Source organism: Nocardioides plantarum (assembly GCF_006346395.1).
In the GTDB taxonomy this organism is placed as follows: domain Bacteria; phylum Actinomycetota; class Actinomycetes; order Propionibacteriales; family Nocardioidaceae; genus Nocardioides; species Nocardioides plantarum.
On record NZ_VDMS01000004.1, the window covers coordinates 261531 to 286873 of the forward strand.

Annotated in this window: 20 protein-coding genes; 6 read left to right on the plus strand and 14 right to left on the minus strand. The window is 71.4% G+C overall.

Annotation, left to right across the window (positions count from 1 at the left end; translation table 11 throughout):
- Nucleotides 1-47: 47 nt before the first annotated feature.
- The 3 genes from FJQ56_RS17495 to FJQ56_RS17505 form a co-directional block, all read right to left on the minus strand.
- Nucleotides 48-557: a SigE family RNA polymerase sigma factor gene (locus FJQ56_RS17495; RefSeq protein ID WP_140010871.1), complete on the minus strand. Its 510-nt coding sequence runs from the start codon at nucleotides 555-557 to the stop codon at nucleotides 48-50.
- Entirely contained in the window at nucleotides 541-1854 is a 1314-nt protein-coding gene (locus FJQ56_RS17500) for a hypothetical protein (RefSeq protein WP_140010872.1), read from the minus strand. The genes FJQ56_RS17495 and FJQ56_RS17500 overlap by 17 nt, the downstream gene beginning before the upstream one ends.
- A gap of 75 nt (nucleotides 1855-1929) precedes the next feature.
- Nucleotides 1930-2697, minus strand: a complete 768-nt coding sequence (locus FJQ56_RS17505; protein WP_211351144.1) for a DUF6891 domain-containing protein — start codon at nucleotides 2695-2697, stop codon at nucleotides 1930-1932.
- Nucleotides 2698-2755: 58 nt separating this feature from the next.
- Between FJQ56_RS17505 and FJQ56_RS17510 the strand changes: the two genes are divergently transcribed.
- Complete coding sequence (locus FJQ56_RS17510) at nucleotides 2756-3475, plus strand: haloacid dehalogenase type II (protein ID WP_170215450.1); 720 nt, start codon at nucleotides 2756-2758, stop codon at nucleotides 3473-3475.
- A 71-nt stretch (nucleotides 3476-3546) separates the two neighbouring features.
- Here FJQ56_RS17510 and FJQ56_RS17515 read toward each other — a convergent pair whose 3' ends face one another.
- Nucleotides 3547-6375 (minus strand): aconitate hydratase, encoded by a 2829-nt coding sequence (locus FJQ56_RS17515; protein ID WP_140010874.1) that lies wholly within the window; start codon nucleotides 6373-6375, stop codon nucleotides 3547-3549.
- Between the two features lie 187 nt (nucleotides 6376-6562).
- On the opposite strand from FJQ56_RS17515, the gene FJQ56_RS17520 reads away from it, so the two are divergent.
- Genes FJQ56_RS17520 through FJQ56_RS17530 form a run of 3 tightly spaced genes read left to right on the plus strand, consistent with a single transcriptional unit; the run spans nucleotide 6563 to nucleotide 9158 of the window.
- A complete protein-coding gene (locus tag FJQ56_RS17520) occupies nucleotides 6563-7369 on the plus strand; it encodes an ABC transporter permease (protein ID WP_140010875.1) in 807 nt (268 codons plus the stop codon).
- Entirely contained in the window at nucleotides 7366-8196 is an 831-nt protein-coding gene (locus tag FJQ56_RS17525) for an ABC transporter permease (RefSeq protein ID WP_140010876.1), read from the plus strand. The genes FJQ56_RS17520 and FJQ56_RS17525 overlap by 4 nt, the downstream gene beginning before the upstream one ends.
- Nucleotides 8193-9158, plus strand: a complete 966-nt coding sequence (locus FJQ56_RS17530; protein WP_140010877.1) for an ABC transporter ATP-binding protein — start codon at nucleotides 8193-8195, stop codon at nucleotides 9156-9158. Before FJQ56_RS17525 ends, FJQ56_RS17530 begins: the two co-directional genes overlap by 4 nt.
- A gap of 82 nt (nucleotides 9159-9240) precedes the next feature.
- Here the strand turns inward: FJQ56_RS17530 and FJQ56_RS17535 are convergent, their stop codons facing one another.
- The 5 genes from FJQ56_RS17535 to FJQ56_RS17555 all read right to left on the minus strand — a co-directional run bounded on the left by FJQ56_RS17535 (nucleotide 9241) and on the right by FJQ56_RS17555 (nucleotide 15244).
- Nucleotides 9241-10038 carry a VWA domain-containing protein gene (locus tag FJQ56_RS17535; RefSeq protein WP_170215451.1) on the minus strand — a complete coding sequence of 266 codons (798 nt, stop codon included), beginning with the start codon at nucleotides 10036-10038 and terminating at the stop codon, nucleotides 9241-9243.
- Between the two features lie 62 nt (nucleotides 10039-10100).
- Nucleotides 10101-10928 carry an SDR family oxidoreductase gene (locus FJQ56_RS17540; protein WP_140010879.1) on the minus strand — a complete coding sequence of 276 codons (828 nt, stop codon included), beginning with the start codon at nucleotides 10926-10928 and terminating at the stop codon, nucleotides 10101-10103.
- A gap of 70 nt (nucleotides 10929-10998) precedes the next feature.
- A complete protein-coding gene (locus FJQ56_RS17545) occupies nucleotides 10999-12396 on the minus strand; it encodes an NAD-dependent succinate-semialdehyde dehydrogenase (RefSeq protein ID WP_140010880.1) in 1398 nt (465 codons plus the stop codon).
- 68 nt (nucleotides 12397-12464) lie between these two features.
- The gene (locus FJQ56_RS17550) at nucleotides 12465-13829 is read right to left on the minus strand and encodes a flavin monoamine oxidase family protein (RefSeq protein WP_140010881.1); all 1365 of its coding nucleotides are present in this window, start codon (nucleotides 13827-13829) and stop codon (nucleotides 12465-12467) included.
- Nucleotides 13826-15244: an NAD(P)/FAD-dependent oxidoreductase gene (locus FJQ56_RS17555; RefSeq protein ID WP_140010882.1), complete on the minus strand. Its 1419-nt coding sequence runs from the start codon at nucleotides 15242-15244 to the stop codon at nucleotides 13826-13828. Before FJQ56_RS17555 ends, FJQ56_RS17550 begins: the two co-directional genes overlap by 4 nt.
- Before the next feature lie 159 nt (nucleotides 15245-15403).
- Between FJQ56_RS17555 and FJQ56_RS17560 the strand changes: the two genes are divergently transcribed.
- Entirely contained in the window at nucleotides 15404-17335 is a 1932-nt protein-coding gene (locus FJQ56_RS17560) for a primary-amine oxidase (RefSeq protein WP_140010883.1), read from the plus strand.
- A gap of 700 nt (nucleotides 17336-18035) precedes the next feature.
- Here the strand turns inward: FJQ56_RS17560 and gabT are convergent.
- From gabT to FJQ56_RS17585, 5 genes are all read right to left on the minus strand, one after another.
- On the minus strand, nucleotides 18036-19382 hold the full coding sequence (gene gabT / locus FJQ56_RS17565) for a 4-aminobutyrate--2-oxoglutarate transaminase (RefSeq protein WP_140010884.1): 1347 nt from the start codon (nucleotides 19380-19382) through the stop codon (nucleotides 18036-18038).
- Nucleotides 19383-19854: 472 nt separating this feature from the next.
- On the minus strand, nucleotides 19855-20577 hold the full coding sequence (locus tag FJQ56_RS17570) for a hypothetical protein (RefSeq protein WP_140010885.1): 723 nt from the start codon (nucleotides 20575-20577) through the stop codon (nucleotides 19855-19857).
- Nucleotides 20574-21293, minus strand: coding sequence for a helix-turn-helix domain-containing protein (locus FJQ56_RS17575; protein WP_140010886.1), 720 nt, complete (start codon nucleotides 21291-21293; stop codon nucleotides 20574-20576). Before FJQ56_RS17575 ends, FJQ56_RS17570 begins: the two co-directional genes overlap by 4 nt.
- A gap of 117 nt (nucleotides 21294-21410) precedes the next feature.
- Complete coding sequence (locus FJQ56_RS17580; RefSeq protein ID WP_140010887.1) at nucleotides 21411-22550, minus strand: class I SAM-dependent RNA methyltransferase; 1140 nt, start codon at nucleotides 22548-22550, stop codon at nucleotides 21411-21413.
- On the minus strand, nucleotides 22547-24598 hold the full coding sequence (locus FJQ56_RS17585) for an APC family permease (RefSeq protein ID WP_140010888.1): 2052 nt from the start codon (nucleotides 24596-24598) through the stop codon (nucleotides 22547-22549). The genes FJQ56_RS17580 and FJQ56_RS17585 overlap by 4 nt, the downstream gene beginning before the upstream one ends.
- A 58-nt stretch (nucleotides 24599-24656) precedes the next feature.
- On the opposite strand from FJQ56_RS17585, the gene FJQ56_RS17590 reads away from it, so the two are divergent.
- On the plus strand, nucleotides 24657-25325 hold the full coding sequence (locus FJQ56_RS17590) for a potassium channel family protein (RefSeq protein ID WP_140010889.1): 669 nt from the start codon (nucleotides 24657-24659) through the stop codon (nucleotides 25323-25325).
- Nucleotides 25326-25343: the final 18 nt, after the last annotated feature.

Sequence of the window (25343 nt, forward strand, 5' to 3'; positions counted from 1 at the left end):
TGCGGGGGGCGTGGTGGCTGCCCGCGCCTGCGACCGGCATCGCGGCGTCAGCCGACCTCCTCGAGGGCGTCGAGGGACGGCAGCCGCCGCCGCAGCACGGCGAGCGCGTCCCTCGCCTGCGACTTGACCGTCCCGACGGCGATGCCCAGGACGTCGGCCGTCTCACGCTCGGTGAGGTCGTCGAAGTAGCGCAGCACGACCACCGCTCGCTGCCGGGGCGCCAGCGCCAGCAGCCCCTGGCGCACCGCGTCCCGCTCGACGACGTGCTCGGCGAGGCCGGAGGACGACGCGCCCTCGGGCATCGCCTCGGTCGCCACCTCACGCCAGCGCCGCCGGCGCCAACGGGACACGCTCTCGCGGGCCAGGACCCGCCGCACGTACGGCTCCGGGTCGTCGGCGATCTTGCGCCAGTGCGGCACGACCTTGATCAGCGCCGTCTGGACGAGGTCCTCGGCGTCGGCGTGGTCACCGGTCAGCAGGTACGCCGTGCGCAGCAGCGCGCGGCGTCGAGCGGCGACGTACTCCTCGAAGCCGGCGCGGTCAGCGGACGCGGACACGTCGTCGCCTCCAGACGAGGAGCACGATGCCGGCGGCCAGCACCACGCCGGCGCTCAGTCCCGCGACGAGCCGCGGGTCCATGGGGGTGGGAGGCGCCTCGGCCGCGACGATCGGCGCGTCCAGCAGGTCGGCGGCGAGGCTGACCGCCGGCCACTCGACGTCCGAGACCACGATCGATCCGGTCGAGGTGCCGTCGAGGGCGAGGCGGACGAGACGGGTGCCGGTGGAGAGGTTGCCCCCGTCGGCCTCCCCCTGCAGCACCAGCACGGCGTCCGGGCCGGCCCAGCCGACGATGCCGTAGGTCTCCTCGGCACCCGGGATGACCGCGGCGTCCCTCGGGGACTCGACCGACCCCACGGTGACGCCGGTCGGGGTCGAGGATCCCCTCTGGACCGCGTAGGTCTCTGCCCCCGGCGCGAGCACCGGGCCGCCTGAGGGCCCACCTTCAGCACGGAGGAGCCGGAGCGTCCGCCCCGTCCTGGCGTCGACGACGGCATACCGGTCACCGTGGTCGACGAGCAGTACCCCGTCGCCCGCCGCCGACTCCAGGCCAGTCACCGGCCCGGGCAGGACCAGAACGTCGTCCCCCGGCAGCCAGGTCTCGACGTGGTGCTCGACCGAGGTGCCCTGGTCCATCTCGGAGCCGTCGTCACCGGCCAGGATCTGGCCGTAGGCGGCGACGACCCGGCGGTTGTCGGCCCAGGCGAGGGCGGAGGGATCGATCCCGTGCTTCGTCGACACCTCGTGCCGCACCACCTCCTCGGAGACGGTGTCGTAGACGGCGTAGCCGGTGAGCGACGTCCCGAACCCGGTGTTGGGCGTGCCCGACGGGGAGCCCGTCGTCCACCACGCGACGTGCCGGCCGTCGGGCGACAGTGCCGCGCCGCCGCCGTACGACGGAAGGTCGAGGAACCGGTACCGCTGCGTGGCCGCCGAGATACCGACGATGCCTGACTCACTCCCGGTCCAGCTCTTGCGCTCACCGGCAACAACCGCGACGAGCTGCCCAAGCGGCCCCTCGTCGTCGGTGCCGGGCAGCCACGGGCTCGGGCGGAAGATCTCGTCAGGCAGGACCGCGGTCGCCCCGGGTGCGGCCGGTGCCGGCGTGGGTGCCGCCTGCTGCCGCCACGAGACGAGCGTGACCCCGAGGCCGATGACGGCCAGCGCCACGATGGCCGCGACGCCGGCTCGGCGTACGCGGTGCTCCCGGACGCCTCGCGCCCAGGCGTCGGGCGCTCCGGCACCGTCCGGCGCGTCGTCGGCGAGCTCGTGCAGGCGGTCGTGCAGCGTGGTCATGGGGCCCTCCTCGGGTCTCTCACCCTTGACCACGTCACGAGCACCCCCGAGGGAGGGGTGCGTCGGTGGAGAACGTCAGTCGACCGGCAGCGGCTTGCGCCAGTCGGGCACCGCGACCTGGATCCGCTGGGTCGGCGAGCCGTCCCAGGTGACCTCGAGGCCCTGCGCCACCAGGGCGTCGCGCACCAGCTCGCCCACGATCCGGTCGGTCTGCTCGACGACCCGGCGGCGGGCGTCCGCGTCCCCGTCCCGTGACGCGGCCAGGTCGGCGGGGTCGACGCCGGGTGCGGGCCGGAAGGCGCTGTAGGTGAGGTACAGCGGGGACTCCGGGTCGCCCAGCCGCTCGGCGTCCTGCTGGTGGAAGAACGTGTAGGCCCACTGCGCGAAGCCGTACGTCGAGCCCGCGGCCGGTTCGACCGGCGTGCGCTCGTCGTCGATCTCGGTGGTGCCGCAGGTGTTGCAGCAGGTGAACGCCATCCGGGCCAGGACGCCCTCGGACTCCAACGCCTCGAAGGCCGCCGCGAGCCGCGCGTAGTCGCCCGTGCCCGGTGCGGCGGCGAGCTCGGCCTCGCGGCGGGCCCACTCCTGGGAGGCGATCCGCGCGGCCGCCTCGGCGACGGCCACCGGATCGACGTCCGCCAGGTAGTCCTCCAGCGCCAGCACGACCTCGTCGCGGTCGGTGAACCCCGGCTGGACGAGCTCGCGCGCGACCTCGTGCAGGTCGGCCTCGTCCTCGGCGGTCAGGGCCCGCCTCGTCTGCTCGGGCTGCTCGGGCTGCTCGGGCTGCTCGGGCTGCTCGGGCTGCTCAGGCTCGGAGGAGGGGCGACGGAAGGGGTTGCGCATGCCGGCCCCCTGCCCCCGCCCACGGGTCGGGCAAACGCGATCTGGTTGTGTGCCGTCCGTGGAGCTGATTCCGCTGGACCCCGACCAGGTCGACGCCGTCGTCTTCGACGTCATCGGCACCCTCGTCGACGAGGACGCGACCTGGGCGAGCGTCGCCGATCGCCTGGCGGTCGGGGCCGGCGTCGACCCGACCGCGGACCTGCTCACGAGCTGGGTGGACACCTTGGAGCGACACATGAGCGCCGTCGTGGCCGGTGACGCTCCCTGGCGACCGCACCGCCAGCTGGTCGGCGACTCCGCGCGCGAGGCGGTCGCGAGCACCGGAGGAGACCCGACGTCCGCCGCCCTGGACCTGGTGGCCGACCTCGACTCCGACTACCCGGCATGGCCCGACGTGGCGCCCGGCACCGCCGCCCTGCGTCGCAGCCGGCTCGTCGTCGGAGTGAGCAACGGCGACCTCGACGCCCTGGCCCGGCTCGCCCACCGCAACGCCATCAGCTGGGACCTCGCCCTGTCCACCGGGGCCGTGGCCACCTTCAAGCCCGATCCCGCGGCGTACCGGTACGCGATCGACGCGCTGCGCCTCGACCCGGCGCGGACGTTGTTCGCCGCTGCGCACCCGTGGGACCTGCGCGCCGCGGCCGAGCACGGCTTCCGTACGGCGTACGTCGCCCGCCCCGGTGCCGAGCGACCGTCGCAGGACGACCGGTTCGACGTCGTCGTCGACGACGTGTCGGCCCTGGCCGACCTGCTCGGCAGGCGAGCCGAGCGCCGGTAGGCCCGCGTACGACAAGCGCCGCCGCCCTCCGAGGAGGACGACGGCGCGTCGCGTGACGAAGCGGGGCCGGGTCAGGCCGACTGGGCCCGCAGGTTGCGCAGGACGTACTGCATGATGCCGCCGTTGCGGTAGTAGTTGGCCTCACCGGGGGTGTCGATGCGGACGACCGCGTCGAACTCGACGGGCTGGGCCCCACCGGTGGCGGTGACCTTGACCGTCGTGGGCGTGCGACCCTCGTTGAGCTCGGTGATGCCCGAGATCGCGAAGGTCTCCTCGCCGGTCAGGCCGAGCGACTCGGCGTTCTGGCCCTCCGGGAACTGCAGCGGGATGACGCCCATGCCGATCAGGTTGGAGCGGTGGATGCGCTCGTAGGACTCGGCGATGACGGCGCGGACGCCGAGCAGCGAGGTGCCCTTGGCGGCCCAGTCGCGCGAGGAGCCCGAGCCGTACTCCTTGCCGCACAGGACCACGAGGGGGATGCCCGCGGCGGCGTACGCCTCGGAGGCCTCGTAGATCGAGGTGACGGGAGCGTCGTCCTGGGTGAAGTCGCGCGTGAAGCCGCCCTCGGTGCCGGGGGCGATCTGGTTGCGCAGCCGGATGTTGGCGAAGGTGCCGCGGATCATGACCTCGTGGTTGCCGCGGCGCGAGCCGTAGGAGTTGAAGTCACGCTGCTGCACACCGTGCTCGGCGAGGTAGGTGCCCGCCGGGCTGTCCTTCTTGATCGCACCGGCCGGGCTGATGTGGTCGGTGGTGACCGAGTCGCCGAGCTTGAGGAGCACCCGGGCGCCCTCGATGTCGGTGACCGGCGTCGGCTCGGCCGGCATCCCGTCGAAGTAGGGAGGCTTGCGGACGTAGGTCGACTCGGGGTCCCAGGCGAACGTCTTGCCCTCGGGCGTGGGGAGCGACTGCCACGCCTCGTCGCCGGCGAACACGTCGGCGTAGGAGTCGTCGAACATCTTCGAGTTGATCGCCTGCGCGATGGTCTCCTCGACCTCGGTCGGCGTCGGCCAGATGTCCTTCATGTAGACGTCGTTGCCGTCGGTGTCCTGGCCCAGCGGGTCCTTGAACAGGTCGACGTCCATCGAGCCGGCCAGGGCGTAGGCCACGACCAGCGGCGGCGACGCCAGGTAGTTCATCTTGATGTCGGGGTTGATCCGACCCTCGAAGTTGCGGTTGCCCGAGAGCACCGAGACGACCGCGAGGTCGGCCTCGTTGACCGCGGCCGAGACCTCGGGGATGAGCGGGCCGGAGTTGCCGATGCAGGTGGTGCACCCGTAGCCGACGAGGTTGAACCCGAGCTTGTCGAGGTAGGGCGTCAGGCCCGACTTGTCGTAGTAGTCGCTGACGACCTTGGAGCCGGGCGCGAGCGTGGTCTTGACCCACGGCTTGCGGGTCAGGCCCTTCTCGACGGCCTTCTTGGCCAGCAGGGCCGCACCGATCATCACCGACGGGTTGGAGGTGTTGGTGCACGACGTGATGGCGGCGATGGTGACCGCGCCGTGGTCGAGCGTGAACTGGGTGCCGTCCTCGAGCGTGACCTCGATCGGGTTGCTCGGGCGCCCGCCGTCCTTGGGCGCGGCCGACAGGTAGTCGGTCGGCGGGGCGGCCTCGCCGTGACCGTTGCCGGAGACGGGGTCGGAGGCCGGGAAGGTCTCGGCGACGGACTCGTCGTAGCCGTTCTCCTCGCCGGACTCGTCGACGTAGTCGGCCAGCGCGCCGCGGAACGACTGCTTGGCGTCGGAGAGCGAGACGCGGTCCTGCGGACGCTTGGGGCCGGCGAGCGACGGCACGACGGTGGAGACGTCGAGCTCGAGCTTCTCGGAGTAGCGCGGCTCGGCGGACGGGTCGTGCCAGAGGCCCTGCTCCTTGGCGTAGGCCTCGACGAGCGCCAGCTGCTCCGGCGCACGGCCGGTGAGCTTCAGGTAGTCGATGGTCTGCTCGTCGATCGGGAAGACCGCGATGGTCGAGCCGAACTCGGGGCTCATGTTGCCTATGGTGGCCCGGTTGGCCAGCGGCAGGGCCGAGACACCGGGGCCGTAGAACTCGACGAACTTGCCGACGACGCCGTGCTTGCGCAGCATCTCGGTGATCGTGAGCACCAGGTCGGTCGCGGTCGCGCCCTCGGGCAGGTCGCCGTTGAGCTTGAAGCCGACGACGCGCGGGATGAGCATGGAGACCGGCTGGCCGAGCATCGCGGCCTCGGCCTCGATGCCGCCGACGCCCCAGCCGACCACGCCGATGCCGTTGACCATGGTGGTGTGGGAGTCGGTGCCGACGCAGGTGTCGGGGTAGGCCTGCAGCTCGCCGTCGACGGTGCGGGTGAAGATCGTGCGCGCCAGGTGCTCGATGTTGACCTGGTGGACGATGCCGGTGCCGGGCGGGACGACCTTGAAGTCGTCGAAGGCACCCTGGCCCCAGCGCAGGAACTGGTAGCGCTCGCGGTTGCGCTCGTACTCGATCTCGACGTTGCGCTCGAACGCCTCGGGGGTGCCGAAGACATCGGCGATGACGGAGTGGTCGATGACCATCTCGGCCGGCGCGAGCGGGTTGATCTTGGTCGGGTCGCCGCCGAGGTCGGCCATCGCCTCACGCATGGTGGCGAGGTCGACGACGCAGGGGACGCCGGTGAAGTCCTGCATGATCACGCGCGCTGGCGTGAACTGGATCTCCTTGCTCGGGTCGGCGTCGGCGTCCCACCCGGCAATCGCCTTGATGTCGTCGGCCGTGATGTCGGCGCCGTCCTCGGTGCGCAGGAGGTTCTCCAGCAGCACCTTGAGGCTGAACGGCAGGCTGGCGACGTCGAGTCCGTCACCGCTCACCGCATCGAGTCGGAAGATCTCGTACGACGTCCCGTCGACGTCGAGGGTGCTCTTGGCGCCGAAGCTGTCCTTGCTGGGCATCAGCCGTCTCCTCTAGGTGCTCGTGTGGCTCTCATCCTGCCGCCGCCGCGAAGCCGGGCGGTAGTAAGGCAGGCCTAACCAGCCACGCTGCGTCTGGTCGTTATCTCTTGACATCAAGATACACGAGGTCGAGAAGAATCCCGCACGACTTGGCGGCGCCGCCCGGCCCGAGTAGGTTCTCGCGCTTGTGCGCGACACCGGGCGGGTCCACTGGCGGCTCCTCGTCGCGGGCTTCCGGCGCCAGTCGACCTATCGGCTCGCCGCGCTCGGCGGGCTGGTCGCCAACACCACGTTCGGGTTCCTCAAGGTGGCGATCCTCTTCGCCGCGGTCCGGGCCGCTGGTGGCGAGCTCGAGGGCTACGACATCGGCGCCGTGAGCGCCTACGTCTGGATCAGTCAGGCGATGCTCGGCTCGGTCAACCTCAACGGACGCACCGATCTCGCCGAGCGCATCCGCACCGGCGACGTCGCGGTGGACTTCCTGCGCCCGGTCGACGTGCAGGGGGCCTTCGTGGCCACCGAGGTCGGCCGCTCGCTGTTCGCCTTCCTCCCCCGCGGGCTGCCGACGCTGACCATCGGCGTCCTCGTGGTCGGCGTACCGGCTCCCGACGACGTGGCGGCCTACCCCCTCGGCGCGGTCAGCGTCCTGCTGGCGATCACCGTCTCCGCCACGACCGTCTACCTGCTGGCGACCGCGGGGTTCTGGCTGGTCGAGACCCGCGGGCTGCAGGTGCTCTACATGATCGTGTCGGGGTTCTTCGCCGGGCTGTTCCTGCCGATCTGGTTCCTCCCCACCTGGTTGTACGCCGTCGTGAGCGCGACGCCGTTCCCGTCGATGCTGATGTATCCCGCCGACATCCTCTCCGGCCGCGTCGACGGCGGCGGGGCCTTGCTGCACGTGCTCGTCCAGGCCGGTTGGCTCGTCGCGACCGTCGCGGCCGGCCAGTGGCTCACCCGCAGCGGGCGCCGACGGCTGGAGGTGCAGGGCGGATGAGCGACCTCTCCACCCGGCTCTCGTCGCGCACGGCGCCGTACCGCGCCGTGCTCGCCTCGCGGATGCGCTCGCAGCGCAGCCACCGGGCGAGCTTCCGCGTCGACCTGCTCAGCTCCGTGCTCGTCGGCGTCGTCGAGCTCGCCGAGGTGACGGTGCTCTACCTCCAGGTCGACCGGATCGGCGGTCTCGACCTCGCCGCCGTGCTGCTGGTCTTCGCGATCTCCGACACCGGCTTCTCGCTGGCCGACATGGTCGCCGGGCACTGCGACACCATCCCGACCTACATCCGCGCCGGCACGCTAGACGTCTTCTACCTGCGGCCCCAGCCGCTGCTGCTCCAGCTGATGACCAGCGACCTGCAGCTGCGCCGCCTCGCGCGCGCCTCGGTGGGTGTCGCCGTGCTCGTGGTCGCCCTGGTGGTCAACGACCTGACCTGGGACGCCGCGACGATCGGCCTGCTGGCGCTGTCGCTCGTCTGCGCACCGCTCACGTTCGCCGCCCTGTTCGTCTGGGCGGCCGGCGCGCAGTTCTTCCTCGTCGACGGGGCCGAGACCACCAACGCGTTCGTGTACGGCGGCCGCTACGCCGCCACCCAGCCCGCGACCGTCTGGAGCCGGCCGTTGCTGGTCGTCTTCGGCTTCGTCTTCCCGATGGCGTTCACCGCGTTCCTGCCGGTGGTCACGCTGCTCGACCTCGACGGGGCCAGCCGGCTCGGACTCCCCGACTGGATCGGCTGGACCGCCCCGCTCGCCGTCGTGTGGGCCTGGGCCCTCGCGGCGCTGAGCTGGCGGCTCGGCGTCAGGCACTACCAAGGAGGCGGCGGATGAGCGACAGCACCGACCCGATCATCAGGACCGAGGCGCTCGGGCGCGACTTCAGGGTCCGCGACGGCCTGGGGCGTCGTACGGTCGTGGCCGTCGACGACCTCTCCGTCGAGATCACCGCGGGCGAGGCCGTCGGCTACATCGGCGCCAACGGGGCCGGCAAGTCCACGACGATCAAGATGCTCACCGGCATCCTGGTGCCGACGCGCGGCAGCGTGACCACCTGCGGGCTCCGGCCGGTCCCCGACCGGCGACGCCTGGCCCGCGAGGTCGGCGTGGTCTTCGGCCAGCGCACGCAGCTTTGGTGGGACCTGCCGGTGAGCGAGTCGCTGCGCATCCTGGCCGCGATCCACTCCCTGTCCCCCGCCGCCGAGCGCGACCGGACCGACGAGCTGGTCGAGCGGCTCGAGCTCGAGGAGTTCCTCGCCACGCCCGTGCGGCAGCTGTCGCTGGGCCAGCGGATGCGGGCCGAGGTCGCCGCCGCGCTGCTGCACTCGCCCCGCCTGGTCATCCTCGACGAGCCCACCATCGGGCTCGACGTGCTGTCGAAGCAGCGGCTGCGCGAGTTCCTCGTCTCCGAGCGGCGCGAGCACGGCACGACGCTGCTGCTGACCACCCACGACATGGGCGACGTCGAGCGGCTCTGCGACCGGATCCTGCTGGTCGACCGCGGCTCGTTGGTCTTCGACGGCACCCTGGCCGGGCTCTCGGCCACCGTGGGCGCCGAGCGGGTGATGGTCGTCGACCTCGCCGCCCCCACTCCGGACCTCCTCGAGGTCGAGGGCACGGTCCACCGCGGCAGCGAGGGCGGCGGCCTGCGCCAACGGCTGGGCTTCGACCCCGGCACCACCACCGCCTCACGCGTGCTCGCCCAGGTGGCCGAGCACGCCGAGGTCGTCGACCTGGCGATCGAGGAGCCCGACGTCGAGGACGTCGTACGCCGGGTCTACGCCTCCCGACGCTGACCCGTCGCCCATGGGCGACGGGTCAGCGTGGAAGTCGCATCGACCCGTCGCCCATGGGCGACGGGTCGATCGAGCGGGACTCTCAGACGATGAGGCCGAGCTTGCGGGCCTCGGCGACGTACTCGCCATACTCGTCGAGCAGGGCGTCGATCAGGGCCTCGTCGGACAGGGAGTCGATGGAGCCGATCGGCTTGTAGTCGGCGTTGTCGATGACCCGCTCCTGCAGGTCGTCGAGCTTCTGCAGGAAGTCGAACGACTCGGCGCCGATGGACAGGAACTTCCAGAAGATCGGTGCGGTCGACACCTCGATCAGCGCCTGCACGGCCTGGGGCTTGGAGTTGGGCGCACCGTCGGTGAGGAAGATGGCGAACACCGGCTCGTTGGCCGGGCGCAGGCCGTCGGGCAGCGCCACGTCGACGGCGCCCTCGACCTTCTTCTTGCGACCGAAGAGCCCCTTCTTCTCGCCCCCGGCCTGCTGGACGAGCTTGGGCGGCGCGAAGCCGAAGTGGTCGCGGACGACCCGGAACGCCCCGGCGTAGTCGGTGGTGCCCATCCGCCGGCCCTCGGTCAGCCGGGTGACCGCACCCGCGTAGTTGTCGAGCGGCACCTCGCCGAGGTAGGCCGCTGAGGAGTCGAAGACGAAGAAGTCGATCGCGCCGTCGTCGTCGAGCTGGGTGGCCAGGGCGAGGATCCGCTCGGTGAGGTTCTGCACGCGCCCGGAGCTGTACTCGCGCGACATCGAGCCGCTGAAGTCCATGACGACCGCGACCTTGGCCTTGGTGCCGAACAGGTTGCGCTTCTCGAGGCTGACCTTGGCCGTCTTGGCCAGGGAGACCAGACCGGGGGCGGTGGACTCGACCTTGTCGAGGGAGATGGGCATCGGTGACCTTCCGTCGGGGGGTGGGGACGGGCCCATCCTGGCCGACGGCACCTGAGCCGGGCTCAGCCCTGGGCGAGCTCCGCGTTGTCCTGCCACTGCTCCCAGGTGGCGAGGCGCGACTCGTAGTCGGCCTTGGCGATGCCCAGCGGCGCCGAGCCGAGGAACGCGCGCAGCGGCGGCTCCTCGGCGTCGACGATGCGCAGGACGGCGGCGGCCGAGGCGGTCGGGTCGCCCGGGGTCCCGCCGCGCTGCTTGCGCTGCTCGGCGACCTGCTCGCGCAGGGCGTCGTACGCCGGGAGCCCGGCCGAGCGGGAGGCCGAGGACCCGCCCCAGTCGGTGGCGAACCCGCCCGGCTCGATGAGGGTGACGTGGATGCCGAAGCCGGCGACCTCCTGGGCCAGGGCCTGCGAGAAGCCCTCCAGGGCCCACTTCGACGCGTGGTAGGCGCCGACGAGGGGGAACGCCGAGATGCCGCCGATCGAGGACACCTGCAGGATGTGGCCCGAGCCCTGCTCGCGCAGGAACGGCAGCGCGGCCTGGGTCACCCACATCGCCCCGAAGACGTTGGTCTCCATCTGGGCGCGGAACTCGGCCTCGGTGAGCTCCTCGACGAAGCCGAAGTGGCCGTAGCCGGCGTTGTTGACCACCACGTCGAGGCGGCCGAAGTGCTCGTGGGCGCGGCCGACCGCGGCGACGTCGGCGTCGTGGTCGGTGACGTCGAGCTCGATCGGGAGCACGGCGTCGCCGTACTTCTCGACCAGGTCGTCGAGGGTGGAGGTGTCGCGTGCGGTGGCGGCGACGCGGTCGCCACGCTCGAGGGCCGCGATGCTCCACTCGCGGCCGAAGCCGCGCGAGGCGCCGGTGATGAACCAGATCTTCGGAGTGCTCATGCCTGCGACGCTAGGAGCTGGACCGCACTCCAGGTCAAGGGGCCATCGGGGTGGGTTCCAGGCCCTACACCTAGTCGGCCACGTAGAACATCCGCTTGTTGACGAACTCGTCCATGCCCAGCGGCCCGAGCTCGCGACCGAAGCCACTGCGCTTGACGCCACCGAACGGCACCTCGGCGCCTTCCCCGGCCGGGGTGTTGACGTTGGACATGCCCACCTCGAGCCGCTGCGCGACGCCACGGGCCCGCTCGGTGTCGGTGCTGAACACCGCCCCGCCGAGGCCGTAGGCGCTGTCGTTGGCCAGGGTGAGGGCCTCGTCGTCGTCGGAGACCGCGTAGACCACGGCCACCGGCCCGAAGAGCTCCTCGCGATAGGCGCGCATGTCCTCGGTGACCCCGGTCAGCACGGCGGGTGAGTAGTAGGCGGCCGGTGCCTCCCCGAGCACTCCCCCGGCGTGCAGGGTCGCGCCCTTGCTCACCGCGTCGTCGACCTGAGCCGCCACCAGCTCGGCCGCAGCGCGCGAGGAGAGCGGGGCGAACGTGCCCTCGGCCTCCTCGGCCGGATCACCGGGCCGCAGGCCCTGGGCCCGCTCGGTGAGCCGTGCGACGAAGTCGTCGTAGACGTCCTGCATCACGATCATGCGCTTGTTGGAGTTGCAGGCCTGGCCGGTGTTGCTGATCCGGGTGTCCCAGGCGAGGTCGGCGGCGCCGGCCGCGTCGTCGGTGTCGAGGACGATGTAGGGGTCGGAGCCGCCGAGCTCGAGCACGCACTTCTTCAGGTTCTTGCCGGCGATGGCCGCGACCACCGATCCCGCACGCTCCGAGCCGGTGAGGGAGACGCCCGCGATGCGCGGGTCGCCGATGACCTGCTCGATCTGCTCGAAGGTGGCGAACACGTTGACGTAGGCGCCCTCCGGCAGGCCGGCATCGACCATGATCTGCTGGACCGCCAGCGCGGACCGCGGCACCGACTCGGCGTGCTTGAGCACGATGGTGTTGCCCAGCATCAGGTTGGGCGCCGCGAACCGGGCGATCTGGTAGAAGGGGTAGTTCCACGGCATGATCCCCAGCAGCGGGCCGATGGGGAGCCGCTGGACCATCGCCTGGCCGCCGGAGAACGTCGTGATCGGCTGGTCGGCCGCCAGCCCCGGCCCCTCCGTCGCGAAGTAGTCGAAGATCTGACCGCAGAACTCCGCCTCCTCGCGAGCCTCGCCCAGCGGCTTGCCCATCTCCTCGGTCGCGATCGCGGCCAGCTCGTCCCGCCGCTCGGCGAACAGCTCCCCGATCCTGGTGACCGTCCTCGCCCGCTCGGCGATGGGCACGTCGCGCCAGACGCCGTACGCCGCGTGCGCACCGGCGAGCGCCGACTCGATCTCCTGGTCGGTCGCGTGGTCGAAGGTCTCCACGACCTTGCCCGTCGCCGGGTTGACCACCTGGTAGGCCGGTCCGGATGTCCTCGCGTCGCTCATGATGTCCCTCTCCTGGTCGTGCGCCGTCGTGTCGTGTCGAAACTAGCCCCGTCACCGGGCGGGTGCCGTCACCCGAGGTCGGCCAGCACCTCCCGCGCGGCCCGCTGGCCGGCGTCAACGGCGCCCTCCATGTAGCCGCTCCAGGCGAGCGCGGTCTCGGTCGCGGCCCACTTGATCGGCCCGATCGGCTCAGCGAGCGATGCCCCGAAGTGGATCCACCCGCAGGGCCCGGGGTTGGCGTTGTAGCAGCCGCGCGTCCACTGCCGCTCGACCCAGGCCCCCTCGACGATCAGCTCGGGCTTCGCCGCCCGCGGTCCGAAGTGGCGGACCAGCTCGTCGCGGAGGGCGGCCTGTCGCTGCTCGTCGGGCCAGCGTCCCTGGACCCGCGCGTTCTCCCCCTCGAGGAAGGCCAGGATGATGCCGGGACCGCCGTCGCCCTCCGGCATGCAGGAGTCGTTCGACATCCGGGCGGGGCCGGCGTCGGAGATCAGCTGGGCGTTGAGCCCCTCGTCGCGCCAGAAGGGCTCGTCGTAGAGCACGAACGACTTGTGGGCAGACGCCTGCGGCAGTCGCTGGGTCAGCTGGTCGCGCACGCCCGGCAGCGGCGGGTCGTACATGATCCGCCCGGCCAGGGTCGGCGCGAGCGCGACGATGACCTGCTTGCCCTTCGCCACGAGGCCGCCGCGACAGCCGACCGTCACGACGCCGTCGCCGACGTCGATGGTCAGCACCGGCGACTCCAGGACCACCCGCTCCCCCAGCTCGTCGGCCAGGCGCTGCGGGATCTGGCCGGTCCCGCCGACGAACCGCTTCGTCTGCGCGCCGCCCTCCGACTCGCTGAGGAGGTCGGCGGTGACGCCGCACGTGACGACGTTGACGAGCAGCCCGAGCAGCGACACCTCGACCGTCGGCACCGCCAGGATGCCGACCGTGCAGATCTCCAGCAGCTCACGACCGACCGCCGAGAGACCCTGCTGGTCGTACCACTGCCCCACCGAGATCCGGTCCCACTCGTCGGCCCTCGGCGCCGCCCACGGGGCCGCCACGTCGACGCTCTCGGCCATCGCGTCGAGCGTGCGCAGCACCCGCTCGACCTGCGCGACCTCGTCGGCGTACGCCGAGTGGAAGGCCTCACCGCGAAGGATCCGCCCGCCGAACTCGTACGACGTGTCACCGTCCTCGAGCTGCTGGTAGAGCCCGATCCCGAGCTCGGAGGCGAGTGCCTCCATTCGGTGGTGGGTGTCGCCGATCCACTGGGCGCCGAGCTCCAAGAAGACGTCGGGCACCGGCTCCTCGGTGAGGATCCGCCCCCCGACGCGATCGTTGGCCTCCAGCACGAGCGGCTCGCGACCGGCCCTCAGCACCTCGCGCGCCGCGATCAGCCCGGACAGCCCGGCCCCCACGACGATGACGTCCGCCTCACGTGCGTTCATGACTCGAACCCCAGTCCCATCTTGTCGAGGGTGCGCAGCCACAGGTTGCGCTGCCCGCCGTTGCGGTCGGCCGCCGCGATCGCCATCCGGGTGGCGGTGATCGCACCGAAGCGGATCGGCTCCGGCGGGAAGGGCAGCGGCTTGCTGCGCACCATGTGCAGCCGGGTGCGCTCGGTGTCGAGGCCGTCGACCAGGTCGAGGAGCACGCGCGCCCCGAAGCGGCTGGCTCCGACGCCGAGACCGGTGTAGCCGGCGACGTAGGCCAGCCGACCGGCGTACGCCGTGCCCCAGAAGGCCGTGAAACGGCTGCACGTGTCGATCGCGCCGCCCCAGCGGTGGGTGAAGGCGAGTCCCTCGAGCTGCGGGAAGGTCTCGAAGAACTGCTCGGCCAGGAGCCGGTACGTCGAGGGGCGGTGGTCGTACTCCGCGCGCACCTTGCCGCCGTAGTGGTAGATCGCGTCGTAGCCGCCCCACAGGATGCGGTTGTCGGCGGTGAGGCGGTAGTAGTGGAACTGGTTCGCCGCGTCGGCGAGGCCCTCGCGCCCCTCCCAGCCGATCGAGGCGAGCTGGTCGGCGTCGAGCGGCTCGGTGACGAGGACGTAGTCGTAGACCGGGACGATGAAGTGCTGCAGCCGCCGGAGCAGCCCGGTCTCCGCGTTGGTCGCCAGCACGACCTTGCCGGCCCTCACCGCACCGAGGTCGGTGGTCGCCCGCAGGCCCGCCCCGTCGCCGGACAGATCGGTGACGCGCGTGTGCTCGTGCAGCCGGACGCCGAGGTCGAGGCAGGCCCGCTTGAGCCCCCAGGCCAGCTTGGCCGGATGCACCATGGCCACGCCGTCGGGATCGTGGAGGGCCGCGAGGTAGGTCGGCGAGTCGACGCGTGCCCGGGCCTGGTCGGCGTCGAGGAACCGCATCGAGCCGCCGTTCTCGTTGACCGTGTCGGCGAGCTGACGGAGGTCGTCGACCTGCCAGGCGGCCGTGGCGAGGTCGAGCTCGCCCGTCCGCTCCCACTCGGCATCGATGCCGTGGCGGCGCAGCGTGTCCTCGATGCCGTCGAGGTTCTGCGCGCCCATCCGCTGCAGGGTGTCGAACTCCTGGGGAAACCGCTCGAGGCCGTTGGCCTCGCCGTGGGTCAGGCTGGCCGAGCAGAAGCCGCCGTTGCGACCCGACGCACCCCAGCCGACCTCGTGGCCCTCGACGACGAGCACGTCGCGCGACGGGTCGTCCTCCTTGGCCTGCAGGGCAGCCCACAGACCGGAGTAGCCGCCGCCCACGACCAGCAGGTCGGCGGTGGTCTGCCCGACCAGGGCGGGCGCAGGGGCCGGGCGCGCGGGGTCGGCCAGCCAGAAGACGGCCGGCTCGGCCTCGGCGAGGGAGGCATGAGCGGCAGACGCGGCGACCGCACGGGATGTCATCACGCAATCGTAGGGACGACGGTGGCACGCGACGCCCCGAACGGGGACACTCGGTCGACGGGTCGACGATGTCAGTCGTGGTGCCGGACACCGACGCCTTGGCCCGCCCGCCGATGATGGTGTGCTGAGGCGAGGCCGAACCACTGGAAGAGGGAACACATGGGCACGCAGGCTCCGATCCATCCGCTGACCCCGCTGAGCGCGGACGAGTTCCGCGCCACCGCCGCGATCCTGCGCCGGGACCGAGGACTCGACGGCTCCTGGCGGTTCGCCGGCATCGAGCTCGCTGAGCCCGCCAAGGTGCTGGTGAAGGGGTGGCGCGCCGGCGACCCGGTCGAGCGGTCGGCGTTCGCCGTGCTGTGGAACCGCGCGAGCAACGAGGCCGCCGAGGCCGTGGTCGACCTGACCGGTGACCGGGTGACCTCGTGGACCGACGTGCCCGGCGTGACCCCCAACTTCACCGTCGACGAGTGGCACGAGGTCGACGTCGCGATGAAGTCGCATCCCGACGTCGTGGCCGCGCTGGCCGAGCGCGGCATCACCGACATGGACCTGGTGCTCTTCGACGCCTGGACCTACGCCAGGGCGCTGATGCCCGAGCAGTACGCCGACCGACGTCTGGGCTGGTGCGACATCTGGGTCCGGCGTACGCCCCACGGCAACCCCTACGCCCACCCCGTCCCCGGCATGAAGCTGATCGTCGACATGAACACCTGCGAGCTCCTCGAGATCGACCGCGGCCCCGACCCGGGGATGCCGGAGGTCAAGGGCGAGTACGTCCCCGAGGAGTGGGGCGGCGAGCAGCGCACCGACGTCGCGCCGCTGCAGATCGTCCAGCCCGAGGGCGTCTCGTTCACGCTCGAGGGCGAGGAGTTGCGGTGGCAGAAGTGGTCGATGCGCGTCGGCTTCAACTACCGCGAGGGGCTGACCCTGCACGCGGTGTCCTACGACGGCCGCGACGTCGCGCACCGGATGTCGTTCGCCGAGATGATCGTGCCCTACCGCGACCCGTCCTTCGAGCACGTACGCCGCACGGCCTACGACATCGGCGAGTGGGGCCTCGGCTTCATGACGACCTCGCTCGAGCTCGGCTGCGACTGCCTCGGCGAGATCACCTACCTCGACGCGACCCTGCACGACTCGCAGGGTGAGCCCTTCACCATCGGCAACGCGATCTGCATCCACGAGGAGGACAACGCGATCCTGTGGAAGCACGTCGACGAGCACGCGGGCGCGGAGGTCCGGCGGATGCGCCGCTTCGTGGTGTCGTTCCACGCGACCGTCGCCAACTACGAGTACATCGTCTACTGGCGCTTCTACCAGGACGGCAACATCGAGTGCGAGGTGCGCGCCACGGGGATCATGGTGACGACGCCGTACGACCTCGAGGCCGGCGCACCACAGACGGGGACGCGCGTCGACAACGCGACGTACGCCCCGATCCACCAGCACTTCATCGTGGCCCGCCTCGACCTCGACGTCGACGGGCCCACCCAGACGGTGGTGGAGGTCGACTCCGAGGTGGTGCCGATCGGCCCGGACAACCCCCACGGCCTGGCGGTGCGCACGGTCGCGACACCGGTGCGCTCGGAGTCCGAGGCGGGTCGCGACTTCAGCTGGGAGAGGCAACGCGGGTGGAAGGTGACCAACCCGAACGCCACCAACGCGCACGGCGACCACCCCGCCTACAAGCTCGTCCCGAGCGCGTCGATCCCGGCGTTCCTGGAGGCCGGGGCACCGCAGTTCGACCGCGCCCCGGTGATCGGGCACACGGTCTGGGTCACGGCCAACCATCCCGAGGAGCGCTGGCCGGCGGGCGCCTACCCGACGCAGTCCACCACCGACGTGCGCGGCATCAGCGACTGGGTCGCCGACGACGAGCCGCTCGAGGACGCCGACGTCGTGCTCTGGTACGTCTTCGGCATCCACCACGTCCCCCGACCCGAGGACTGGCCGGTGATGCCGGCCGACACGGTCGCGTGGTGGCTGAAGCCCTTCGGCTTCTTCGACGAGAACCCCTCGCTCGACGTGCCGCCCTCCCCGAGGGCGAGCGGTTCCTGCTGCGTCGACGGGGAGTGCACCTGCCACTGAGGTGCGCAGGCCGCAAGGCCCGAGCCTCGAGGCCACCGCAGCCGACACGCGACCCGACCAAGCTCACGGCGGTCGAGGTGCGGGCCACACGTCGGTCGAGGTGCGAAGGCCGCTAGGCCTGAGCCTCGAGACCCCCGCAGCCGACACGCGACCCGACCAAGCTCACGGCGGTCGAGGTGCGGGCCACACGTCGGTCGAGGTGCGAAGGCCGCTAGGCCTGAGCCTCGAGACCCCCGCAGCCGACACGTCGACTCCACCGAGGTGCCGTCGGATCGGGGCTTCCCCTGCGCAGGTCTCACGGGGTCGGGGTGTCCGCGCGCCTGATCCGAGCCTTTCGACGCGCTCGATCCGCGCTCCCGACGTACCTGGTACGTCGGGAGCGCGGATCGAGGGACCGGAGCAATTCCCACGCACCATGTTCACGCGAATCACTCCGGTCGCCGAGCCCGGCCGCCGGGCGGTGTGCCAGCCACCGAACCCACCGACCCGGGACGCCTGAACGGTGGCTCACCCACCGCCCGATCGGCTCAGCCCGGACAGCGGTGAGCCAACCACCGAACCCGGTACCGCCAGTCCCCAAAGCGGTGGCTCACTCACCGCCCACATGGCCTCAGGGTCTGCTAGGCGCGCCGCCGCCCGACCCGGACACCACGAGACCTCCGGCGAGAAGACGTCGCTCGAGACCGCAAAGTGGGCGCCACTAGACCGACGCGAACACCGACTCCAGGATGTCGAGGCCCTCGGCGAGCAGGTGGTCGGGCATCGACAGCGGCGGCAGGAAGCGCAGGACGTTGCCATAGGTGCCGCAGGTCAGCACGATCAGGCCCTGCTGGTGAGCCGCCGATGCCACCGCCCTGGTCAGGTCGGGATCGGGCGTGGTGCCGTCGGTGACGAGCTCGACGGCGAGCATCGCACCGCGACCGCGGAGGTCGCCGATGCGCGGGTCCTTGGCCTGGATCGCGGTGAGGCGCTCGACCATGACCCGCTCGATCACCTGCGCCCGCTCGATCAGGCCGTCCTCCTCGATGCTCTCGATGACCGCGAGGGCGGCGGCGCAGGCAACCGGGTTGCCGCCGTAGGTCCCCCCGAGACCGCCGACGTGCGGCGCGTCCATGATCTCCGCGCGACCGGTCACGGCGCTCAGCGGCAGTCCGCCGGCGATGCCCTTGGCGGTGGTGATGAGGTCGGGGGCGACCCCCTCGTGCTCCATCGCGAACATCGCGCCGGTGCGCGCGAAGCCCGACTGCACCTCGTCGGCCACGAAGACGACGCCGTGGGCGCGGCACCACTCGACGATGGTGGGCAGGAAGCCGCGGGCGGGCACCACGAAGCCGCCCTCGCCCAGGATCGGCTCGACCACGAACGCCGCGAGGTTGTCGGCGCCGACCTGCTTCTCGATCTCGTCGATCGTGCGCCTCGCAGCGGCGACGCCGTCGGTCTCGCCGTCGCGGAAGGGGTACGACGCGGTCGCGCGGTAGACCTCGCCCGCGAAGGGACCGAAGCCGCTCTTGTACGGCATCGACTTGGCGGTCATCGCCATCGTCAGGTTGGTGCGTCCGTGGTAGGCGTGGTCGACGACCACCACCGCCTGGCGCTTAGTGAACTGCCGAGCGATCTTGACGGCGTTCTCGACCGCCTCCGCACCGGAGTTGAAGAGGACCGACTTCTTCTCGAAGTCGCCGGGGGTGATGCGGTTGAGGGCCTCGGCCACCCGCACGTAGCCCTCGTAGGGGGTGATCATGAAGCAGGTGTGGGTGAAGGCGGCGACCTGCTCGGCGACCGCCGCGGCGACGCGTGGGTTGCTGTTGCCGACCGTGGTGACCGCGATGCCCGAGCCGAAGTCGATGAGCGAGTTGCCGTCGACGTCGACGACGACCCCGCCGCCTGCGGCCACGACGTAGACGGGAAGCGTCGTGCCGACGCCCTGCGCGACGCTGGCGACCTTGCGCGCCTGCAGCGCCTGCGACTCAGGGCCGGGGATCGTTGTGACGATCCGGCGCTCCTGGGGCAGCTGCGGGCCCCCGACGGTCTCTGCGTGCGACGGCATGGAGTTCCCCTCTCTCGGTGCGTGGGAGTGACGGTAGTCCTCGCACCATGCGGGCGACGAGAGGGATGCTCCTGTCCGCGAGACGTCGTCGCCAACCCGGACGGCGGTCTCGTCGCGCACCGCTCCGCCGCAGGTCAGGCCCGCTGCTTCTCCAACAACGCCACGCACTCGACGTGGTGGGTCATCGGGAACAGGTCGGAGGGCCCGAGCGTGAGTGAGATCCTTCACGGTGGGCTGCACACCACTGGCCGCCCCCTCCGACCTGCAGAAGCGCTGTTCGACAGATCTGTGGGCATCGGCACGCCATTGCGGTCAGTCGCGAATGAAGACGAGCCCATTCCGAGCCCTCCCGTCAGTGAGGTCCGAAGGTCGCAGGTCCGAGGCGTAAACGTGGTTGCCGGCTCCACGAGCCCCCAGCTAGGTGTCTGATCCTCAGACAGGGGTGCGTGCGGTGACGACACCGGGCGGATAGCTACAACTCCCCCGCCGTCACGAGCCGATCGAGCGAGGGCCCGGCATTCGGAACGTCGAGCAGGAGCGCGCGGTCCCTTCGGACTGCTGCGACCATCGCCCGCAGCCGCTGGCGGTCCTTCTTCGTGAATTCCTCGCGTCGGAAGTCGCGGGCCGTGAGCAGACCGGCAAGGATGACGAAGTCGCGCCGGTGGCGACCGAGGCCGGGGTCGCCCGCGTTGCTGAGAGCGGCCGCCTTGCCGACGAGCGCACCAACGAGATTGGGGCGGACTACCGATCCTTCGCGGCCGGCCACGGTCACCGCAACGGTCTCGCTGCGCTGCAGAGCTTGCGTCCCACCGGCGGTGGGGAGGGTGGGACTTCCCGTGACTCCAGTGCGGAGGCTCGCGCGCTCGCCGATCCCGTCCGGCAGGAGTACGTCGATCGAGGCCTCGCCACGAACCCAGCGATGTTGGAGACCCTCCACCGAGATGCCTGCTGATCTGAACCCGAGGTCGGTCAGCGTTTCGGTGAAGGTGGCGAGCATCGCCGGGTCGGCCCGTACGTCGATGACTGTGTCGGCGTCGTTCGTCGGACGCACCGGGAACTGCTCCCGCTCAGCGCAGTGCAAGTGGACGACCTGGCCGCCGATCAGCGTCCAGCCCCCGGCAAGCCGCTCGTGGAGGTCGAGGAGCCCGACCCACGAGGCGGTCTGCTCGGGCGGCATGGGCGGCAGGACGATCATCGCTCGCGTGCCTTCCACTCGACGGCCAGCTCGTGCAGCAGCTCGGCTGCCCTAGCCTCCTCCCTCGGCCCGCGATGCTCGGCGAGGTCCGCCGCGAGCCGAAGACGTGAGGCCGGATACGGGTACTGCGCGTCTGGGAGGACGTGCAGCACGACGTTCGCATCCCTGTCAGCCTCGACCAACAGGTAGTCCCTCACGACCCCATCCACATCCGATTCGCCGAGGTACGCCTCGACGTCGGGCGAGGCGATGCCGCTCGCCCCCAGGTCGACGAGCATGGCCCAGCGGTCATCGACCCTGAGCTCAACAAGATCGGCCGGCGCCGCACGGAGCAGTCGACGCTGGGCCCGGTTGCGGAACACCGACCGGAGCAACACCGCAAGGTGCCTGACGACTTCCTCATCGGCGACGGGCTCCGCGGCCACCTCGAGCAAGCGCTTCAACTGCATCCGCGCCCGTGCCGACATCGCAGGCCCGCTGACCCCCATCCGGTCACGGTCGTCCTCGGACGCCGCGATGACCGCCCATGCGGAACGCGCCGAATGCGGGCGACCCGCTTTGCTGCGCTCTTGGACATGCAGGAGGGAACGCTCGTCGACCACCCACTGGGACCCGATCCGCTCGGCAACCAGCGAGCCGTCCGCGATGCGTTGGTGGATTCGGGGCACGCTGACGCCCAGCCGCTCCGCGGCCTGTGCGACGCTGACTGCTCCCATACACACAACCCTATAAGGGTTTAAAGGATTGTGGGAGGCTGGTCGGGATTGCCAAGCCGAGCCCGAAGTGAGCCCGACGACCCGCTCTTGAGGCTTGTGCTCACGAGCCCGATCGCATCACCGCAGGTCAGAGTCGCTCTTCACAAGGTGCGCAACGCACTCCACATGGTGGGTCATCGGGAACAGGTCGAACGCACGCAGCGAGGCCAGCGCGTAGCCGTGCTCGGCGAAGGTCGCGACGTCGCGGGCCAGCGCCGCGGGGTCGCAGGCGACGTAGGCCACGGCCCGCGGGGTGCGCGCCACGACCTGCTCGACGACCGCCCGCTTGGCGCCCTCGCGCGGCGGGTCGAGGACGACGAGGTCGACCGGCTCGACCGGCAGGCGGCCCAGGACCGTGGCGACATCGCCGGCCAGGGCGGGGGCGCCGGGCACGTTGGCGGCGGCGTGGCCGGACGCCGCCCGGTCGCCCTCGACCATCGTGACGCGGCGCGCGTCACCGACCCGGTCGGCCAGGAACCGCGCGAACAGCCCGACGCCGGCGTAGAGGTCGAGCGCCGACTCCCCCGGCCGCGGGTCGAGCCCGGCGAGCACGGCCTCGACCAGGATCGCGGGCGCCCCCGGGTGCACCTGCCAGAACCCGTCGCCAGCCACGTCGAAGGAGACGTCGCGCACGAGGTGGGCGGCCGGGTCGGGCGACTCGAGCAGGCAGTGGTCGACCGGGACCAGGTCGTGCGAGCGGTGCTTGCGCATCGCCTGCCGCCCGTCGGGCAGGTGCGCGTAGCGCTGCCGGGTCCGCCAGCCGAGGCCGCTGCCCGGCGGGGTGTCCCCCGGCACGGCCTCGACCGTCACCGCCAGGTCGAGCCCGGCGAGCCGACGCAGCTGCTCGGCGACGACCGCGGCCTTGAGCTCGCGCTGGTGGGGTACGGCGACGTGCTGGAGGTCGCAGCCACCGCAGGCGTCGGGGCCGGCGTACGGGCACGGCGGGACGACGCGGTGCGCGGAGGGGACCAGCACCTCGACGGCGTCGGCCCGCCAGAAGCGGTCGCCCTCGGTGCCCTCGGTGACCACGACGACCACCTGCTCGCCCGGCAGCGCGTGCCGCACGAAGACCGCCCGGCCCTCGTGGCGCGCGACGCAGAACCCGCCGTGGGCGATCGGCCCGACCTCGACCTCGAAGCGGGTACCGACCCGGGACTCCCCGCGCGGGGTCCGGGCGCGGGCGGTGCGTGGGGGCCGCCGTCCGCCGGAGCGCGTCACTTGCGCCGACCGCGCGAGCGTGGCGACGGGCGCTCGTCGACCTGGCCGCGCCGCAGGTCGCCGGCACGGACGCGGAAGGTGTCGCGCTCCTCGCGCTCGACGGCGATTTGGGAGGACCGCAGCTGGTAGGGCACGGAGGTGACCATGACGCCGGGGGTGAACAGCAGCCGGCCCTTGAGCCGCAGGGCCGTCTGGTTGTGGAGCAGCTGCTCCCACCAGCGCCCGACGACGTACTCGGGGATGTAGACGGCCACGACGCCGCGCGGGTTGGCCCGGCGGATCTCGGTGGCGTAGGCGACGATCGGGTTGACCAGCTCGCGGTAGGGCGAGTGGAGCAGCTTGAGGGGCACGCCGAGGTTGCGGCGCTCCCAGTCGTCGACCAGCCGGTTGGTGTCCTTGGCGTCGGTCGCGACGTAGACGGCCTCGAGCACGTTGGGACGCGAGGCCTTGGCGAACGCGAGCGCCCGCAGCGTCGGCTTGTGGACCTTGGAGACCAGCACGATGGCGTGCACCCGGGTCGGCATCACGTTGTCGCCGGCGTCGACCTCGAGCTCGAGCGCGACCTTGTCGTAGTGGCCCTTGATGCCCCGCATCAGGGCGAAGAACAAGAACATCGCGATGATCGTGATCCACGCGCCGGCCAGGAACTTGGTGACCAGCACGACGACCAGGACGACCGCGGTGAAGGACAGGCCGATCGCGTTGATGGCGCGCGAGCGCTGCATCCGGCGCCGTTCGCCGGGGTCGCGCTCGGCGGCCAGGTGGCGGGTCCAGTGCCGGATCATGCCGAGCTGGCTGAGGTTGAAGGAGACGAACACCCCGACGACGTAGAGCTGGATCAGCTTGGTGGTCTCGGCGTCGAAGGCGACGATCAGGATGATCGCCATGACGGCCAGGAAGAGGATGCCGTTGGAGTAGGCGAGGCGGTCGCCGCGCGAGCCGAGCGCCCGGGGGGCGTAGCCGTCCTTGGCCAGGATCGAGCCGAGCACCGGGAAGCCGTTGAACGCGGTGTTGGCGGCCAGCACCAGGATGATCCCGGTGACGGTGATGACGAAGTAGAAGCCCGGGCTGAAGTCGGTGAACACGGCGCGCGCGATCTGGGCGATCACCGCGTGCTGCTCGTAGTCGTCGCCCACCGGCGCGCCGTTGATCAGCAGCCGCTCGTGGTCGTTGGGGTCGACGTAGCGCAGGCCCATCTGGCGGGCCAGCACGATCACGCTGAGGATCATCGAGATGGCGATGAGGCCGAGCAGGAACAGCGTCGTCGCGGCGTTCTTGCTCTTGGGGCGCTGGAAGGCGGGCACGCCGTTGGAGATCGCCTCGACCCCGGTCAGCGCCGCACAGCCCGACGAGAAGGCCCGGGCCAGCAGGAACATCAGCCCGATGGTCGTCAGGGGCTGCTCGTAGCCGGGCGCCGCCTCGATCGTCAGGTGGGCGCTCTCGACCTCGGGCAGGGTTCCCATCGCGAGCTGGACGAAGCCGAAGGCGCACATGCCGAGGATGGCGAGCATGAACGCGTAGGTCGGGACGGCGAAGAAGCCCCCCGACTCGCGGATGCCCCGCAGGTTCATCGACGCCAGCAGGACCACCATCGCCGAGCCGAACAGCGCCTCATGCCCCTGCAGCGGGGCGATGGCCGCCGAGGCGTACTGCGCGGCGGAGGAGATCGAGACCGCGACGGTGAGGATGTAGTCGGCCAGGAGGGCGCTCGCGACCGTCGTACCGGCGGCCTTGCCGAGGTTGACGGTGGCGACCTCGTAGTCGCCGCCGCCGCTCGGGTAGGCGTGGACCGTCTGGCGGTAGGACGCGATGACCGCGATCATCACCACCGCCACCGCGATGCCGATCTTCCACGAGTAGACGTAGGCCGACGCCCCGGCCAGGCCGAGCATGATGAAGACCTCGTCGGGGGCGTAGGCAACCGACGACAGGGCGTCACTGGCGAAGATCGGCAGCGCGATGCGCTTGGGCAGCAGCGTCTCGCCGAGCTGCGCGCTACGAAGCTTGCGTCCCAGCAGGATCCGCTTCGAGACATCGCCGACACCCACGAGCCGAAAGGGTACTGGTGGCCGACCGTCAGTACGCCTTCCCCACTAGGGTGACGTCGTGCATGTCGTGATCATGGGTTGTGGCCGGGTCGGCTCGACCCTGGCGCGCAGTCTCGAGGACCGCAACCACACCGTCGCCGTCATCGACAGCGAGCCCGACGCGTTCCGGCGCCTGGGGCCGGGGTTCAACGGCGACAAGGTCACCGGCTACGGCTTCGACCAGCAGGTCCTCGAGAAGGCCGGCATCAAGCGCGCCGACGCCTTCGCGGCGGTCTCGAGCGGTGACAACTCCAACATCATCGCCGCGCGTGTCGCGCGCGAGCAGTTCGGCATCCAGCAGGTCGTCGCCCGGATCTACGACCCCGGCCGCGCCGAGGTCTACCAGCGCCTCGGCATCACCACCGTCGCGACGGTCAAGTGGACCGCCGACCAGGTGCTGCGCCGCATCCTGCCGGCCGGGGCCGAGCCCGACTTCCGCGACCCCAGCGGCGCGATCCGGGTCGACCACGTCCCCGTGCCCGAGGTGTGGGTGGGGCAGCGCACGGTCGACCTGCAGTCGCAGACCGGCGCCCGGATCGCCTGGATCGACCGCCTCGGCGAGGGCATGCTGCCCGACCGCCAGACCGTCATCCAGGAGAACGACCTGCTCCACCTGGTGATGCGCGAGGCCGACGCCGGGCACGCGTTCGACGTGATCAAGAACGGTCCCGAGGAGCAGCACGGATGAGCCAGCAGTGAGGACGTC